11 protein-coding genes are annotated in these 16,731 nt (G+C 41.2%); 1 reads left to right on the top strand and 10 read right to left on the bottom strand.

Going from position 1 to position 16,731, the window contains the following annotated elements:
- The first annotated feature begins 51 nt into the window (after positions 1-51).
- The gene (locus tag ABC357_RS22990; protein WP_412889830.1) at positions 52-960 is read left to right on the top strand and encodes an EamA family transporter; all 909 of its coding nucleotides are present in this window, start codon (positions 52-54) and stop codon (positions 958-960) included.
- A gap of 36 nt (positions 961-996) precedes the next feature.
- Here the strand turns inward: ABC357_RS22990 and ABC357_RS22985 are convergent, their stop codons facing one another.
- From ABC357_RS22985 to ABC357_RS22940, 10 genes are all read right to left on the bottom strand, one after another.
- Positions 997-2,121 carry a GGDEF domain-containing protein gene (locus ABC357_RS22985; RefSeq protein ID WP_412890106.1) on the bottom strand — a complete coding sequence of 375 codons (1,125 nt, stop codon included), beginning with the start codon at positions 2,119-2,121 and terminating at the stop codon, positions 997-999.
- 221 nt (positions 2,122-2,342) lie between these two features.
- Entirely contained in the window at positions 2,343-4,703 is a 2,361-nt protein-coding gene (locus ABC357_RS22980) for a polyprenyl synthetase family protein (RefSeq protein ID WP_412889829.1), read from the bottom strand.
- Between the two features lie 350 nt (positions 4,704-5,053).
- On the bottom strand, positions 5,054-6,445 hold the full coding sequence (locus tag ABC357_RS22975) for an amino acid permease (protein WP_412889828.1): 1,392 nt from the start codon (positions 6,443-6,445) through the stop codon (positions 5,054-5,056).
- Positions 6,446-6,745: 300 nt separating this feature from the next.
- Positions 6,746-7,609 carry a YitT family protein gene (locus ABC357_RS22970; RefSeq protein WP_412890105.1) on the bottom strand — a complete coding sequence of 288 codons (864 nt, stop codon included), beginning with the start codon at positions 7,607-7,609 and terminating at the stop codon, positions 6,746-6,748.
- 482 nt (positions 7,610-8,091) lie between these two features.
- Positions 8,092-12,438 (bottom strand): S8 family serine peptidase, encoded by a 4,347-nt coding sequence (locus ABC357_RS22965; protein WP_412889827.1) that lies wholly within the window; start codon positions 12,436-12,438, stop codon positions 8,092-8,094.
- 277 nt (positions 12,439-12,715) lie between these two features.
- Positions 12,716-13,678: a tRNA dihydrouridine synthase gene (locus ABC357_RS22960; RefSeq protein WP_412890104.1), complete on the bottom strand. Its 963-nt coding sequence runs from the start codon at positions 13,676-13,678 to the stop codon at positions 12,716-12,718.
- A 273-nt stretch (positions 13,679-13,951) separates the two neighbouring features.
- A complete protein-coding gene (locus tag ABC357_RS22955) occupies positions 13,952-14,392 on the bottom strand; it encodes a gamma-glutamylcyclotransferase family protein (protein WP_412889826.1) in 441 nt (146 codons plus the stop codon).
- Entirely contained in the window at positions 14,392-15,033 is a 642-nt protein-coding gene (gene pcp / locus ABC357_RS22950; RefSeq protein ID WP_412889825.1) for a pyroglutamyl-peptidase I, read from the bottom strand. The genes ABC357_RS22955 and pcp overlap by 1 nt, the downstream gene beginning before the upstream one ends.
- Positions 15,034-15,072: 39 nt before the next feature.
- Positions 15,073-16,002, bottom strand: a complete 930-nt coding sequence (locus ABC357_RS22945; protein WP_412889824.1) for a DUF979 domain-containing protein — start codon at positions 16,000-16,002, stop codon at positions 15,073-15,075.
- Positions 16,002-16,697 carry a DUF969 domain-containing protein gene (locus ABC357_RS22940; protein WP_412889823.1) on the bottom strand — a complete coding sequence of 232 codons (696 nt, stop codon included), beginning with the start codon at positions 16,695-16,697 and terminating at the stop codon, positions 16,002-16,004. Before ABC357_RS22940 ends, ABC357_RS22945 begins: the two co-directional genes overlap by 1 nt.
- Positions 16,698-16,731 lie beyond the last annotated feature (34 nt).

The following is a 16,731-nucleotide window of genomic DNA, read 5'->3' as shown; positions in this document are numbered from 1 at the left end:
ATTCTATTTCAATATGAATGCCAATAGAGGTTACTATGGGGAGAAATCAACATGTGGTTCTTTTTTTCACTATTAACCGCCTTTTCCTGGGGCGCTGCTGACCTGTTCTATAAAAAAGGGACTGACAGCAATGATCAATATAGCCATATAAAGATTGTCATTATGGTTGGGCTCGTTATGGGAATCCATGCGACCGCGTATATGCTCATAAAGGGCCTGTCTTTCAATCCAATGGATATGGTCAACTATTTGCCTGTATCGGCGCTTTATATTCTCTCGATGGCGATCGGCTATATCGGCCTTAGATACATCGAGTTATCCATCGCTTCACCTGTCCAGAATTCATCAGGAGCTGTCACCGCTATTCTATTATTCATCTTTTTCACCCATGAAATAGGCGCAGTAGAAATTGCTGGATTAATTATGATTACATTCGGCATCATTGCTATTGCCATACTTGAGAAGAAAGCTGAAAATGCAGCGTTGAAGGCAAGTTCGGAAAAGATTGATAAAAAATATCAAATTGGCTTCTTGGCCATCACCTTTCCACTGCTGTATTGCCTGCTTGACGGACTGGGTACATTTGCTGACGGCATCTACCTCGATGAAATGAAGTTGATCAGTGAAAATGCAGCGCTCTTAGCCTATGAATATACATTCTTCATTTGTGCTGTCTTCTGTTTCATTTTCCTGAAATTCATCAAGAAGCAATCATTCAATGTCTTCAAAGAGAGAGATAAGGGTTTTGCAGCTATTCTTGAAACGACCGGGCAATTCTTTTATGTCTTTGCCATGTCCTCCAACGCCATCATAGCGGCACCGCTTATTGCATCCTACAGCATTTTTTCAGTCCTGCTCTCAAGGATTTTCCTGAAAGAAAAACTGAATTGGAAGCAATATGCCTTCATTATCGTCGTCATCGCCGGCATTGCCTTGCTCGGACTGGCGGATGAGCTATAGAAAATGAACGGCAGGCTTCATGGATGAGCCTGCCGTTCATTTTCTATGCTTTTCACTTTTATCCCTATACATTGCTTGATCTGCTATGCTAATTAATTTATCAACACAAGCAGCATCGCTCGGATAGTTGGCCGAACCGCAGCTTACACCCAAAAAATTAATTTCTTTTAAAAAGGGATCTCCTTTAAGCCTCTTCATTTCCCCTTGGATCCTCTGCACATGCTCAGGGCCTCCTGAGCATAAGCAAATGAATTCATCGCCGGAAATACGGAATAAAACCCCTTCCATTCCCTTCAATCGCGATTTGCACACTTTTGAAAATTTCTTAAGATATTCATCTCCAACCACATGCCCGAATCGGTCGTTTACGCTCTTAAAATAATCCAGATCAAAAAAAATTAAATCAAAGGGAATTCCATTCTGAATTCTTTTTTCACATTCATATAACAAACTGTTCCGGTTAGGCAGGCCAGTCAGAGAATCCCTATATACCGTTTTTTTCAACATTTCGATATGCATGGTTGTATTTACTACACTGTATAGAAGGCTATAGGTGGATATGACATTTACTGCGAGAAGCAGCATACACAGTAATCCAACCGATTTACTTCCGGTAACCAATGTATAATTAACCAGCACCAATGTGATAAACCAGACGACGCTTACCCATTGAAGCCACTTGCTCGTGCCGGCATTACCGGTAACATTCTCAAGCACAAGCATAAATTTATAGCGAATGAATTTCATGAATAGGGGCCCGGTCAGTACATATAAGCCTGTTTGGGCACCCATAGTAGACAACGCGAACTCATGCGGAAATAATAACAAGGATGTATGCAAAGAAATCATGAAGATTAGCATCGTATAAATCCATGCTGAGCATACAATCATTAACAATTTCGCATTGGGCAGTTTATACAAATACCTTAGTGGAAACAGATATAAAAAACCAACCAGTACAAACAAGCCATTTCCATTTCCATAATGGGGATTCGCGTATTTCAGGAACGGCATAAAGAACCCGACAATTAAAATAGTAAATACCGCCAGGACTAGTATGATTTTTCTATTCGAATAGCGGCTTTTGGAACAGAGATGCAATGTTAATAGATTCACAGATACCATTTCCAATACAATGATGACATGATAGAGAATATTCATATCCACTCTCCAAATTTCCTCCCTTTTCCATAAAAGCAAGATCAATCAACACGCCTGATTGTATACCATTTCACAAAATAAGCCGTATCAATAAATAGTTCTTTAGGCATAATTCGATAGTACCATAATAATCGCTCCCTCTAATAGATTTCAACCCATATCCACTTACTCAAACAGTTCTTTCACAAAAAAAGAGCCGAAGCAACATGGCGCTGGCTCTATCAATATTTCCGGTTCACTATATAGTCCATTAAATGTTTTAAAAATGAAGTATTGCGCGGGACTTGTTCCAAAGACTCCATCGCAAGGCAGTATTGTTTCCACATTTCTTTCCGGGCAGCTTCCCTTCCGAGTACGGAAACAAAGGTGGATTTATGGTTTTCGGCATCCTGGCCGACAGGTTTGCCAAGTATATCCCCGTTTCCTTCCACATCAAGCAAGTCATCCTTTATTTGAAACGCAATGCCGGCATGCTGCGCAAATTGTTTCAGCGCCTCCAATTCACTATCCTCTGCCCCGGCGAGAATAGCCGGCATAAGAAGAGCCGCTTCGAAAGCGATGCCTGTTTTATAAAAACACATAGCGTTTAATTGCCCGAGTGACAGCCTTTTCCCTTTTGCTTCCAGATCCATAGCCTGCCCCTGGCACATCTCCATCGCTTTCTGTGAAGAATACCGAATTAAGCGGAGCACCGCTTTCGGATCAAACTGATGGATGGATGCCTGCTCTTCTACAGCCTTCTGCGTCAAAAAAAGGCCAGTTATTTCCGCAATCGCTGTATTATATACTTCGTGAAGCGTCGGATTTCCTCTTCGGGTCGGCGCATTATCCTGCGATGGCAGATCATCGAAAATGAGCGATGCCGTATGCATATATTCCAATGATTTCAAGAGTGGAATAAGTTCCGTCTTTTCAATCCCATATCCTTCTATACCCATCACCCAGGCAATAATGGGCCTAAGACGTTTCCCTCCACCCTTCAAGCTGTAATTGGCTGCTTCAATAATCGGCTCGTCCAATGTTGAAATGGATTCCTCTTCGTTCATTAATAGAAACTGATCGATTTCTTTACGTACTATTTCGATGGTGTGCTGAAATGCTTCTCGTTCCTCCCGTTCTTTTCTCAATTGCAGGAGCATATGGTCACGAAGCAGTTTATCATAGAAATCGACATCCTCCGCATTCTGAACAAGTTCCTGTATCATACGGTTAAACGCTGGATCTCCCTTAGCGAAAGTATCCATCACTTCATTGTATTTATCGGTTCCGATCCGCTCCTTGAACCGTTTCAAACCATTAATGGCGCGGTCCAGGATGACCTCGCAAACCAGCGGATCAGCATGATAAACGAAATGGATCAAATGGGATATGACCGTCCAATACAATTCGTATGGGTTCAACAGATCCGGGCGTTGACCGCCATATTTCAAATAATACGTGTAAGGTGTCACCGCACCTTCCTCCATATCATTGAACATATCGGCAAAATCATCAGCCAATTGATTATAAATGCCATAATAAAATGTACGGCTGTCAAAGCCCTCATCCTCATCTGCCCCGATAACCGACCGGACGATCAATCGGGAGGAAGAAGATTTTAAGATGACCGGAATATACAGATCTTCATTGCTATACCGAGCACACGCAAGATTCTTTGACCGATCCACTTCCTGTGCTTGAAAAAAGACATATGATTGCTCCAAGAAATGCTGCCTTCGTTCAGGGTGCTGCTGTTGCTTAATATAGTCAAACGCCTCCTGAAGCTCCGAATGGACGTACCGCATCAGCTCACTATTTTTACCATCCCAGCCTTTCCACACCGGCACTGATCCGGTCGTAATGGAAGTACGGATCATACGGGAATACTGTTTTTCCTCATCAGCAGACAGAATTTTCGCATCGAGCAGATCATCAATAAATGGATATGTCAGCCCGTAGGAATAACCCAGCCTGATCGCTTCATCGAGCTTGGCACTCCGTACTTCAGGATCTGTTCCATCCTCCATCTCTTCCATCACATGCATCAGCACACCGCCGATTAGTTTAATCAGTTTCCGCTGGGCTTGATCGGCATCCATTCCTTCCGGTATATGAAATAAAACATCCTTGAGCTTGTCCATCACCCATATCAATGAGTTTTCAATGCCTTCCTTCTGCGCCCACCTATACAATTCAGCCAGGCTGTATATCTCTTTTTGGTTTTCAGCAGATTCAATCAATTGCTTCTTCAAACCGCCAACTACACGTCGAATCCGTTTTTTTGTATCAGGCTCATCCAATGCTTTCCCAAGATCCCGCATAAAAATATACGAAATGCTGCGCTCCAAGTAATGATCCAGCTTTCCAGTGTAATGCATCCATTTGATATATTGATGGTAATCGTTTTGTTTCTTCTTTCGCCTATCCCGTAAAAAAAAGGAGAATAAGGTCCAGCGCCGGACATGATTGCTCTTCCACGACTGGATATCCTTTTTTAATAATGGGATATAGGACTTTTCCGCAGCCTGTCCATAAAGTGCCTCAAAATAGCCGGCTGCTTTTCGCTCCGCAAGTCGATAACTTTCATCGGCATTAGTATTCATACGGCCTCATCCTCATACTATCTTCATTTATTGCAGGGCATTTTTCAGAAAGCTTCCTTGCCCCATACTTGTAAACAATCATTATTTTAACGAAACTGAGTGCTCGCTTTTCTCTGCTTCACCAGATTTTTAGAGAAGCATCTAATCAGCAACTTCATCTTATCATTCAATTTAAACATATCATCTCTCACACGGAAATGATAAGTTAATATTTTGCATTGGCCCCATGCATTAATATATGGCAGGAAACTTGCATTATTCACTGATAAATGGACTGGCGGCAAAATAAAACCCTGAAGCCTTAAGATTGTTCACTGCTTCAGGGTTATCATATGTTGTTTTGAAACACTTTATGAAGCAGAAGCCTCTGCTTCTTCTTCATTCTCTAGCGGAATTCGATTATTCATTTTTAATAGAAAGAAGCTTGCTATTACAATAGCCAGAAAGACAACGCCGACCAGCAAAGAAACCCGTGTGCTCGGATTGAACCACATGCCGGCCAGTACCATGATCAAAAAGGCTATAGTCACATAGTTGCTGTATGGGGCAAAAGGCATTTTGAACGGATGTTTTTCCATTTCTGCCGCTCTCATTTTTCTGAACTTCAATTCACTGATCAATAAGACAAACCATGGAATCATGCCCGGAAGGACACTTGCGCTGTATACATACAGGAACACTTGCGGCGGAGCCACATAATTCAGGACAACACCGATTGCAAGTCCGGTCAGAACAGCGATTGTGCAATAAGCAGGAATGCCATTTTTGGACACCTTGGCGAATATTTTCGGTGCCTGTCCATTTTTCGCTAATGTAAAAAGCATACGTCCTGCACTGAAAATACCGCTATTGCAGCCTGACATGGCCGCCGTAATCACTACAAAGTTAATCACGCCAGCGGCAGCCGTAATGCCCACTTTCGCAAAAGTAGATACGAACGGACTGCCAAGTGTATTCAGTTGATCCCATGGATACACCGTTACAATAACAAATATAGCGCCGATATAGAAAATTAAAATGCGCCAAATAATCGTTTGGATCGCTTTCGTCAAATTTTTCTTGGGATCCTTTGCCTCCCCCGCTGTAATACCGATCAACTCCACTCCCTGATAGGACGCCACCACAAGGGAAAGCGCAAAGAAGAAACCAGACCACCCTCCTGTAAAAAAGCCCCCATTCTTCCAAAGGTTCGATAAACCGATCGCATGGCCTCCATTGCCAAAACCAAAGAAAATAAGCCCTAATCCGGCAATAATCATGAGAACGATAGTCACTACCTTGATAAGGGCAAACCAAAATTCGAACTCTCCAAAAGACTTGACTGAAATCAAATTGGCCGCTCCAAGGATTGCCATCGCTACCAAGCCTGGTATCCATGCCGGCAGGCTGGGAAACCAATATTTCATATACATTCCGACTGCGATAATTTCGGACATCCCAACAATTACCCATTGAAACCAGTAGCTCCATGCTGTCATATAACCTGCCAGCGGATGAATATATGTATGCCCGAAGGTGGCAAACGAACCGGTAGTCGGCTCTACATACAGCATTTCCCCCATGGCCCGCATAATCAAAAAAATAAAAAAACCGGCAACTGCATATGCCAGCATAACAGAAGGACCGGTCCACTGAATGGTGCTGGTCGAACCCATGAATAAACCGACTCCGATTGTTCCGCCCAATGCAATCATTTGAATGTGACGTGCGTTCAATCCCCTTTTTAGACCATTGTTTGACATGATCATTCCCCCAAAATTCATAGCTAGTTGTTTGCCTAATCCTATTTCCCACATATTTCTTGTATACAATTCTATTATCTTATAATAATGAATTCTCTTTAAAAATACAAGTGTCCGTACTCAAAGAACATAATATCGGTCATTATTCATATATCAGACAAACTATAAAAAAAGCAGTAAAAAAATCCCTGAATTCTTGGAATTCAAGGATCTTACCATGTCATTTTTTGAAGCTGTCTTAACTGCCTAAAACGCATTATTCTAGCATTCTCATAAAAAAATTACTTTACTTGAACACAATTAATGGATATTGTTCTTTTTGAAATTACCGCCCTTCACTTCTGCTACATCATATACTGTAACAAAAGCATGCGGATCTATTTCATGGATAATTTCTTTCATTTTGCTTTCTTCCATACGGTTGATGACACATGTGATTTCGATGAATCGATCATGCGAATAGCCGCCATACGCTTCTTTGTACGTAGCGCTCCGTCCTAAACGGTCCCGGATGGTCTCAACCATTTCTTCAGGCTGCTGTGTAATAATCTTGAATGTTTTCGAGCCGCTCAAACCTTCTTCAACAATATGGATCACTTTAGAAGCGATGAAATAGGCAATCGCTGAGAGGATGGCTCCTTGAAGGCCAAATACTGTGGAGACTACAATAAAGACGAACATATTTAAGAATAGGATTAAATCACTTGTTCCAAAAGGCAATTTCTTAGAAAGCAATACAGCCAGCATATCGATTCCGTCCAACGCACCCCCATTACGCAGCGCAAGACCCATTCCAAAACCGATAATAATCCCGCCGACAACTGTAACCAGCAATGTATCACCATGGATGATGGTCGGCACCGGATGCATGACGATTGTACCGACAGCTAAAGAAACAATCCCTACAATCGAGTAGATGGCAAAGCTTTTACCGATTTGCTTATATCCAAGCCATACAAAAGGGATATTAATGACGCCAATCAACAGCCCCAATGGCATCCCAAACAATTGCGAGCCGACGATGCTTAGTCCGGTTACTCCCCCATCGGAAACACTGTTGGGAATCAATACAGCTTCAAGTCCATAACTGGTAATAAACGCCCCGATAATAATCAATAACACACGTGAAACGATTCTCCATTTATTCCTTTTTCGTTTTATGATTGTTTTAACTTTCCTCTTATCCAAACCGTTAACTCCTTTTATTTTTTCTTTTTTAGTCCATCCGTCCCCCTTGTAATCTTTTTCATTATTCTGTTTTCTGAAGAAACATTGCTAATTTCTTCACAAACAAACCCATTTTAATTTCATTAAGGAATGTTACCTCCTTAATGCATAGGCAGATTATTATGTTTACATATAATAATAAATGGTTGTTCTCACATTTAATTATACCTATATATAAAATAGTAATCGAATAAACCTCTCAAAACAATTCATATGCTATCTTTTTGCGAAAATTGGACTGCTGGAAGCTTATACTTGAATGGAGTATGTATACATTTTCTGAGGATCATTTAATTACATTATTTTCAATTTGATTCACCTAAAAAAACGTCATTCTTTTCTGTGGTTACAAAAAGAATGGCGTTTTTCACTTATGAAAATCGTATTTTAGCCTAACAAAAACAGTTTAGTGCACTGCTCTAGTAGTCTCTTTTACCTTTTGTCCCTCCCGAATTGATCCAAAGCTTACCTTCTGCACTGACACGTGTCACATTTCCGAATCCATCTTCGGCTTTCACTTCAATTTCTGCGCCATTCGCCACAACATTCGAAGTGGCCGTATAGTAACCGACATAATGGCCTGGTACAGTCTCCTTGAAAGGCAGATCGATGGCATTGGTCATATGATTTCCCGAGTTAGTTAATGGCATCTTAATAGCGAAGGAAGCTGTTAACCCCTGTTCACTATCAAATTCAATAGTAACTGTTTGACCTGCATGTAATTCTTTATTGTCTCTAGGAAGAAGGTTTTCTATTGTTGGCGCAGTGAATTTCGCAGTGATTGTGATCGATTTACTCACTTTATGTCCTGCTTTATCTGTTGCGGTTACCTTTATGTTGTTTTTGCCTTCATCCAATAAGATCCGACATGAATATTTCCCATCTTTTACATTCGCCTTCTGCCCATTCACTTCAACTGTTTCGAGATTAGCATCAGAAACGGTTCCTTCGACTGTAACTGTTTCTTTATTCGTTTTAGATTTATCGATAGGGCTTGTAATCATCAATTCAGGTTCAGTCTGATCGAGCACCACTTTCACGGGTTTTGAAGGCTCCGATTCACCTCCAACACTTCGTTCTGTTGCAGTCAGTACATTGTCTCCCTCCGTTAACGTGATATTGGCAGCAAATGTACCTTCAGCAGAAGACTTGGTTGAAATAACCGGCGCTCCATTATTGTAAATCTCAATATCTGCATTTGCTTTAGAAGTACCTTCAACCGTTATAACCCCTTCCTTTGTATAGCTGCCTGATGCAGGCTTTGTAATGACAGGCGCCGATAATTCATAATTCACAATGGCACGAATCATGAAGTTTACGAAGACTCCCAGTTCTTCTGAACCTTTCTCCCTTCTCCATTCACCTTGAGCGAAATACCAGCTACGCGATCCATCCGATCCCTTCCAATCCATCCCTATGGCAGGAATATTCGGAAGAGATTTAGGTTGGATATAAACCATAAAGAAATCATGGTTCACTTTTATCCCTTTATGGGATAAGTCTACATGTGTCCATTGACCATTGCGGAGGGCCGTCGCATCAAATGGGCCGGCCATTTTTTGCCCTGGGGACCCATCCTTATTTACATCATAAATCGCTACCTGAATATCAGTGCCTCCAGGAACCGGGAAGGATGTATCACCGAACCGGAATAAACCTCCGGTAACCATTGCAGATTCTTGACCTTCTTCAAGACTCATCTTAACGGCAAACATATCTCCTGCATTTGCGAGTGCGGCAAAATCCTCCGCGGAACCATCATCATACCCAATTTCGCCTTGAAATCCTGTTAATGGTTTCATTTCAATGTTTTGTTCAAGTGATGACCCGTCTAGTGTAATTGAAATTTCTTTACCGATATACGATGATTCCATGATTCTTAATGTGTAATGATCCTGATAGGCTTTTAGAGAATAATGGCCATTTTGATCTGTTACAACCGGCTTAACTTGTGCATCTTCAACAAGAAGAAGCGTAACACCTTTAACAGGCTTACCCGTCAACTCATTTGTAACTGTACCAGTTATGGTTCCTTTTGGCAGCTCTTCGAGAGTAAAGTTTGCAGTAGTCTCACCATCGGCACCAATATCGACCGTTTGGGTCGCTGAACGGTTGCCATAGGATTCAGCAAGTACGGTGTATTTACCTATTGCATGCCTCAATCGGTAAGAACCATCCTCAGGGTTTGTGTTTACGGATTTTCCTGATTCAAGTACGCTTACTTTAGCGCTAATAGGAATTGCCGCAAGATCTGATTTTTGTTCGTTCACTTTACTTACAGATTTCTCGTCAACCTTTGGTAAAATGGCGCTAATTTTTACTGTTTTATGATCGTTTACCTCTATTGTGCCCTTCCATTTATCGTCAAACACACTATTTCTAGCTTGAGATTCCCCTAACGGTTTATTGGAAAGACCTACATCATCAATAAACCAACCTGGCCTGAATAGATTGAATGTGTCGCTACTCGTAAAATTGAAACCCACATATATTCTTTCACTCGCATACTTACTTAGATTAATTTGCCCATCAACCCAACCATCCGAACGATTAGTGAGAGTAGCCAACTGGGTCCAGTTCTGCTTATCGGTAGAAACTACAATATGCCCAAAATCAACGTCATTTGTCATGTGATACCATTGTTTAAACTGCAAATAGCTGTTTCCTTTCGGTAACTGGATAGGAGGCATAATTAACGTCTGATTTTCCAGGAGATTGTAACTTCCTTTTAATTTAGTCGAGAATACCTTCTCTCCTGAGAAGGCGCTTCCGGGTCCCGCTGTGGGTACGCCCCATTCCCAAGCCTCGTCTGTCAATGAAGTCCAACCGATTGGAGTGGATTCAAAATCTGTAAAATAGCCGACCGTAATACCAGGTTTAACGGGTACTTCATAATTGTTTGTATTTGCAGCATTTCCACCTGCATCATTTGCCATCCAGTTGTAAGAGATAGATGGCTCGGTAACATCACTGCCAGGTATGACCGCTTTATATACGCCATCTTTGGCATTGCCGACCGTTCTTTCAGCATTTACTGATTTGTTGCTGCCATCCTCAGCCACATAATTAAGGGCTACATTTGTTACCGATATATTATCCGTTACACTAATCTCCAAAGGCACATCCATTCCGGCATAAACTTCTTCCGGAGCGGAATGATTTACACTTGGAGCTTCATTGTCTTCTCCAGCAAAGACCACTTGCCCCTTTAATGTGCCAAGTCCGGAAATCATAGCGGTCACCGCATCGTGGGCGTTAACTAAACCACTGCCAAAACCATTATTAGGAGATTCAGAGTATTGGTCATTTGTTAATGGAGTTGAAGCTGTAATAAGAATGTCTTCCATGTCTTCTACGGAGATATTTGCATTGACCTGTCGAAGCAATGCAGCAACTGCAGCCACATGAGGCCCTGCCATAGAAGTGCCATTCCAGCCGCCTTGATATTTACTTCCAGGTACGGAAGATCGGATATTTACACCTGGAGCTGAAATATCGGGCTTCATGACACCATAGGGTGAAGGACCTTGTAGTGAAAAACCGGCTAAATTGTTTTTATTATCCGTTGCACCGGTTGCGAATGACTCGGGATAATTTGCTGGGTTCGCAATGGATCCCGGACCGCCTGGATTAAATGGTGTAGTATTGCCTGCAGAGAATTCCGGGAAGATATCGGCAGCGCGCCAAGCTTGAACGATTTGGCGATACCACTCATCTATACCTGGTCCCCCACCCCAAGAGTTATTCACGACATCCGGCGCCATCTCTGGGTTGGGGTTTCCAGATGCATCTTTAGGGGCAAGAATCCACTCGCCAGCAGCAATCAATTGCGCATCAGTCCCACTTCCATCAGCATTTAATGCTTTAACAGCAATCCATTTAGCACCTGGAGCCACACCAATTTGGTTTTCTCCATTCGGTTCGCTACCAACCATTGTACCAGTCACATGTGTACCATGGCCGTGGTCATCATACGCTTCTGTACGGCCATTGACAGCATCAAAAAAATTATATTCATGTGACGGGTTATCAGGATTAGTTGGGTCGAATCCACGGTAATGTTCTTTTAATGCCGGATGGTCCCATTGTACGCCTGAATCAATGGATGCCACCACTGTACCTGATCCGTCAATCCCCATATCCCACACAGCAGGTGCACCAATATGATCAATATTCCATTCAATGGATTGAGTTTCTCCATTAGTTTTAGCTTTAGATGCTTCTATCTTAGTTGCATCAAGATGCCTTGTTTCATTCGGAAGGATTTTTTCCACCTCCTGCAAGGATGCAATTTTGTCCATTACTTCTTTTGTCGCAGTAACAGCCATCGCATTTACAATATAGAAGGAATGGATATTAGATGCATTCCCTACTTTTTCTTGCATCTTTAGAAAATCAGTCACGTTGCCTTGAGATTTTATCGCTGTAGTTCTTAGATCCGAAACGATAGCAGATCGTTTCATATACTTCGTTTGCGCAGCAGATTTTTTTTGATCTTTCGCCGTCTTTATTGCCTTTTCAGCTGTAGCAGCTGGATCTGCTTGCTCTTTAAATTTAATTAAAAACGTCACTTTATCTTTTTTGTCAAATTGTTTTAGTAAGGAATCACTAATTTTACTGTTGGCTTCATTGGCTGATTTGGTTATAAGCGATTTTCCAACCGCCTCTTCTGCAGATACGGTGTTAGAAAACATCATCGGAAAAACTAATAAAGAAATCATTAAAATGGTCAACCAGCGGAAATCGTTTTTCCCCTCTTTTTTCACGTTCTCCCTCCTATTTTTTTAAAATATTCAGACGAAAGAGATTAAAAATACCTCCTTCCTGTTTTAAATGACGTGTATAACAGTGGAAATCATCTTCCTAAACTATAACAATAAAAAAGCACTATAATTGTCGAATTACGTGTAAATTTTGTTGGGAAAAATTAAAAACCCAGTCCTAAGACTGGGCCATGCATACAATTATTTTAGTATAAGGTAAGCCCCACTTTTGCCATGAGTGCCAGTAGGCTTTATAAATCTTTTCACTGTTCCTGCCCGATCAACAATCTTCCCCAAAATGGTCAAGCAATGCTCTTACTTCGTCTGTTGATTTGGTGTTCATTAATTGATTTCTCAAATCCGCAGCTCCAGGGAATCCCTTAACATAAATTTTGAAAAAGCGATGAAGCCCTGTCATTGAACGTGGCAGTACTTCCGCATATTGATCTTGAAGGTCAAGCTGCAGTCTTAAAAGATCAAGATATTCTTTACTATCATGCTCTTTTGGCTCTTTTTCAAAAGCAAACGGATTTTTAAAAATGCCTCGCCCGATCATAATGCCATCAATCCCATATTGTTCAGCAAGCTGCATCCCCGTTTGACGGTCAGGAATGTCTCCATTGATTGTTAGTAGCGTATTTGGAGCGATACGGTCGCGTAATTCTTTGATTTCCGGAATTAGCTCCCAATGCGCATCTACTTGGCTCATTTCCTCTCTTGTACGTAAATGAATAGAAAGGTTTGCAATATCCTGCTTTAATATATGGGTAAGCCACTCTTCCCGCTCATTTACATCCTTATAGCCAAGCCGTGTTTTCACACTGACAGGCAGTCCGCCTGCTTTTGCTGCTTGAATAAGTTCCGCTGCTACGTCTGGACGCAGAATAAGGCCGCTGCCTTTCCCTCTCGACGCCACATTCGGTACAGGACAACCCATGTTAATGTCAATGCCTTTAAATCCCAGCTCTGCCATGCCAATACTCATTTGGCGGAAATATTCAGGATTATCCCCCCAAATATGCGCCACCATCGGCTGTTCATCTTCTGTAAACAGCAACCGGCCACGCACACTTTTCATGCCTTCTGGATGACAGTAGCTATCCGAGTTGGTGAACTCTGTAAAAAATACATCCGGTCGACCAGCTTCACTTACTACATGACGAAAAACAACATCTGTCACGTCTTCCATTGGTGCAAGTATAAAAAATGGCCGCGGTAAATCACGCCAAAAGTTCTCTATCATTTCAAACTCAAATCCTCTCATTATGGATACCACTTCAGGCTCTCAAGCCGTAAATTATAAAGATACATATCCGACCTCTTTTACACTTATATCATGCCTACTAACTTATTTTCAAATACAAGTGCATTGGATCTTTATAATTTGTACAATCGGAAAAGTGTATTTTAACGAAAACCAGCACTAAACAGTATAACTGTAAACCAAAAAAACAGCTGTTATAGATGTTTCTATAACAACTGTTTTTCGTTAATGATTAGCAAAATCTTAACTTGCCTATTGCATACTTACGCATAGCATATGCTCTTTCCAGTTGCCGTGAGGAAGATAGATTGCGCCGTTGCCAAAAAGCTGGTCATTATCTTTATTATAAACATAGACAAAACATTTTTCTTTTTGGTTCGTATGCAGATGTTCAACCTCAAGAATGACTTTATGATATTCATTTTCAGGGTTATTTTCACCGATGAACCCTTCCATTTTGTCCATCGCATTCATTGTCTCTTCATAATGCTCTTCACTTAGTACCATGATTTCCCCATATACTGTATCTTCACCGAAGGTTAAAGCCGGATATCCTTTGTATGGCAGATGATATAATGTCATATTTTCAAGCTTGGCATCCTTTTTCTCGATGACCTTGCCGTCTAAATACGTATTATAATTAAAGAAACCTTCTCTTAAACTCCCATAAACAAAAAGATTGATCGCTTTCATCAGCAGATTTCCCCACCTACCGCTTGAATATCCTCGTCATTGATCGTGCAGGCTTCAATTGCAAGCTCCAAGCCTTTTACAATATCATTCAACGACATGAACGGTGTGTTTTTCTTATCTATAACCTGCGAAGTCATATAAGGAATGTGGATAAATCCGCCTTTGATATGAGGGTACTTTTTATCGATCATGTATAAAACGCCGTACATAACATGATTGCATACAAATGTTCCTGCTGTATAAGATACAGTTGCTGGTATATGATGCTCATTCATATGCTTAACCATCGCCTTTACTGGCAGGCTCGAGAAGTATGCCGGCTGGCCATCTGCTTGTATAACTGCATCTATCGGTTGATTGCCTTCATTGTCCTTGATTCTGTAATCATCGAGATTAATGGCAACTCTTTCTGGAGTGATATCAAATCTTCCTCCCGCTTGGCCTACCGAAATAACAATATCCGGATGATGCATTTCAATGGCAGCTTCAATAGCCTGAACGGATTTTGTTTGGACTGTAGGAATAATAACTTTAATCACTTCAGCCCCATTTATCTGGTCGCTGACCATTTTCACTGCTTCTTCTGCCGGATTGACCGGTTCTCCGCCAAATGCATCAAATCCTGTTAATAGTACTTTCATGGCTCGTTCTCCTATTAAAAAATTTATATATCCTTACTCTTAAAATCCTAACGCATACATCAAGAAAATATGAACAGCTAACAAGGTTAACGCTATAGGAGCCTGTGCTTTAATGACTGCGTTTTTATCTTTCATTTCAAGCAATACTGCCGGAAGCATATTGAAGTTTGCCGCCATTGGCGTTAATAATGTTCCACAGTATCCTGCTGTCAGAGCAAGCGTTCCGCAGATTACAGGATCTCCGCCAATGCTGAATACGAACGGTACACCGATGCCCACCGTAATAACAGCGAAGGCCGCAAATGCATTGCCCATGATGATTGTAAATAACGCCATACCGATACAGTATGTCGCTACCCCGATCAAGGCGTTGCCTGTCGGGATTACAGTTGAAATGATAGAAGCAATTTTATCGCCAACTCCTGCTGTTGTAAATAACACACCCAAAGAAGCTAACAGTTGAGGAAGGATCGCAAATGATCCAATTGATTGGAATGTTCTGTTCGAATCAGCCAACATCTCTTTCGGTTTTGCTTTCGTAATGATGAATGTCAGCGCTAGAGCACACAATGCGGCGATACCGATCGCAACAGTGCCCGGAAAGCTTGTGAAAGAAGCTACAAGCATCGCGATAATAGCAATAGACAGAGATGGGATGAATATTTTCAACCCTAATTTTTCTGCGTTTAAAGTCGCAAATGTATCATCCAACTGCTTAAACGTACCCATATTGATTTGCTTTGTTGCTGATAAAATAGCAATCAAAACGACTAATACACCGACAATTGTACTTGGAATATGATTTCCTGCAATGAAGATGACTGCAAGAATCCCCCAAAATAAAGCTGTGCCGATTCTTGTTTTATGGTTCTGATCTTTAATGGTGAATACCATTGTAATACCCATGAATAAACCGATGATCATATAAAATAGATCTAGTAGCAAATTAGAGATTTGTGTCACATCCATTATTGGTCACCTCTAATTTTTTCAGTTTCTTTTGCAGCATATTTTTGCTTAAGCTTTTTGTCAAATAACATATTTTGAATGACCCATAGCACAAATGAAATGACAGCCACTGGAATGGCCACTTTGACAACCTGAAGTGTATCGATCGGCATGCCGATTCCTTCTAATGTAGAAGCTATTAACAATACACCTGCATTTGCCATGAAAATATTCTGTGCAAAAAAGTTACCGATATTATCAGATGCTGCAGCATACGCTCTAATCTTTTCCATATCTTTTTCTTCTATTTTTTCTCCATATTTAGCAATAGCTGCACCTTCAGCCATTGGGCTAACTAGTGGCCGAACGAATTGCGGGTGTCCTCCTAGCGTTACGCCCATTCCAATGGTTATCTCTCTTATGAACGTATAGCCGCTCAATAGTTTACCAACCGATAAGTTCGTTGCTTTCTTGATCAGCATAACGGCTTTTGCCTTCAAACCGTACCTTTCACTCAAACCAATAACAGGAAGTGTGATCAAAAATAAACATGTAACACGATTTGAGACAAAGGCTGCCCCGAGTGTATCCAATATTTCAATAGGATTCATCTTTGCTACTAATCCAGTGGAAATACCCGCTACAACAACTACTGCGATCGTATCCCACTTCAAAGCAAAGCCTACTATGATAATTAAAATCCCTATTAATTCCATAATTTACTCTCCTACTCTATGAATAATAATTATA

This window comes from Bacillus kalamii (assembly GCF_047238185.1).
Lineage (GTDB): Bacteria > Bacillota > Bacilli > Bacillales > DSM-1321 > Bacillus_AD.
This window is presented reverse-complemented; position numbering and strand designations above follow the sequence as displayed.

What these genes read in the sequence shown, in the direction of transcription:
- ABC357_RS22990 (WP_412889830.1), top strand. Translation starts at nt 52, where the DNA reads ATGTGGTTCTTTTTTTCACTATTAACCGCCTTTTCCTGGGGCGCTGCT.
- ABC357_RS22960 (WP_412890104.1), bottom strand. Translation starts at nt 13,678, where the DNA reads ATGATAGAGAACTTTTGGCGTGATTTACCGCGGCCATTTTTTATACTT.
- ABC357_RS22980 (WP_412889829.1), bottom strand. Translation starts at nt 4,703, where the DNA reads ATGAATACTAATGCCGATGAAAGTTATCGACTTGCGGAGCGAAAAGCA.
- ABC357_RS22975 (WP_412889828.1), bottom strand. Translation starts at nt 6,445, where the DNA reads ATGTCAAACAATGGTCTAAAAAGGGGATTGAACGCACGTCACATTCAA.
- ABC357_RS22945 (WP_412889824.1), bottom strand. Translation starts at nt 16,002, where the DNA reads ATGGATGTGACACAAATCTCTAATTTGCTACTAGATCTATTTTATATG.
- ABC357_RS22940 (WP_412889823.1), bottom strand. Translation starts at nt 16,697, where the DNA reads ATGGAATTAATAGGGATTTTAATTATCATAGTAGGCTTTGCTTTGAAG.
- ABC357_RS22985 (WP_412890106.1), bottom strand. Translation starts at nt 2,121, where the DNA reads ATGAATATTCTCTATCATGTCATCATTGTATTGGAAATGGTATCTGTG.
- pcp (WP_412889825.1), bottom strand. Translation starts at nt 15,033, where the DNA reads ATGAAAGTACTATTAACAGGATTTGATGCATTTGGCGGAGAACCGGTC.
- ABC357_RS22955 (WP_412889826.1), bottom strand. Translation starts at nt 14,392, where the DNA reads ATGAAAGCGATCAATCTTTTTGTTTATGGGAGTTTAAGAGAAGGTTTC.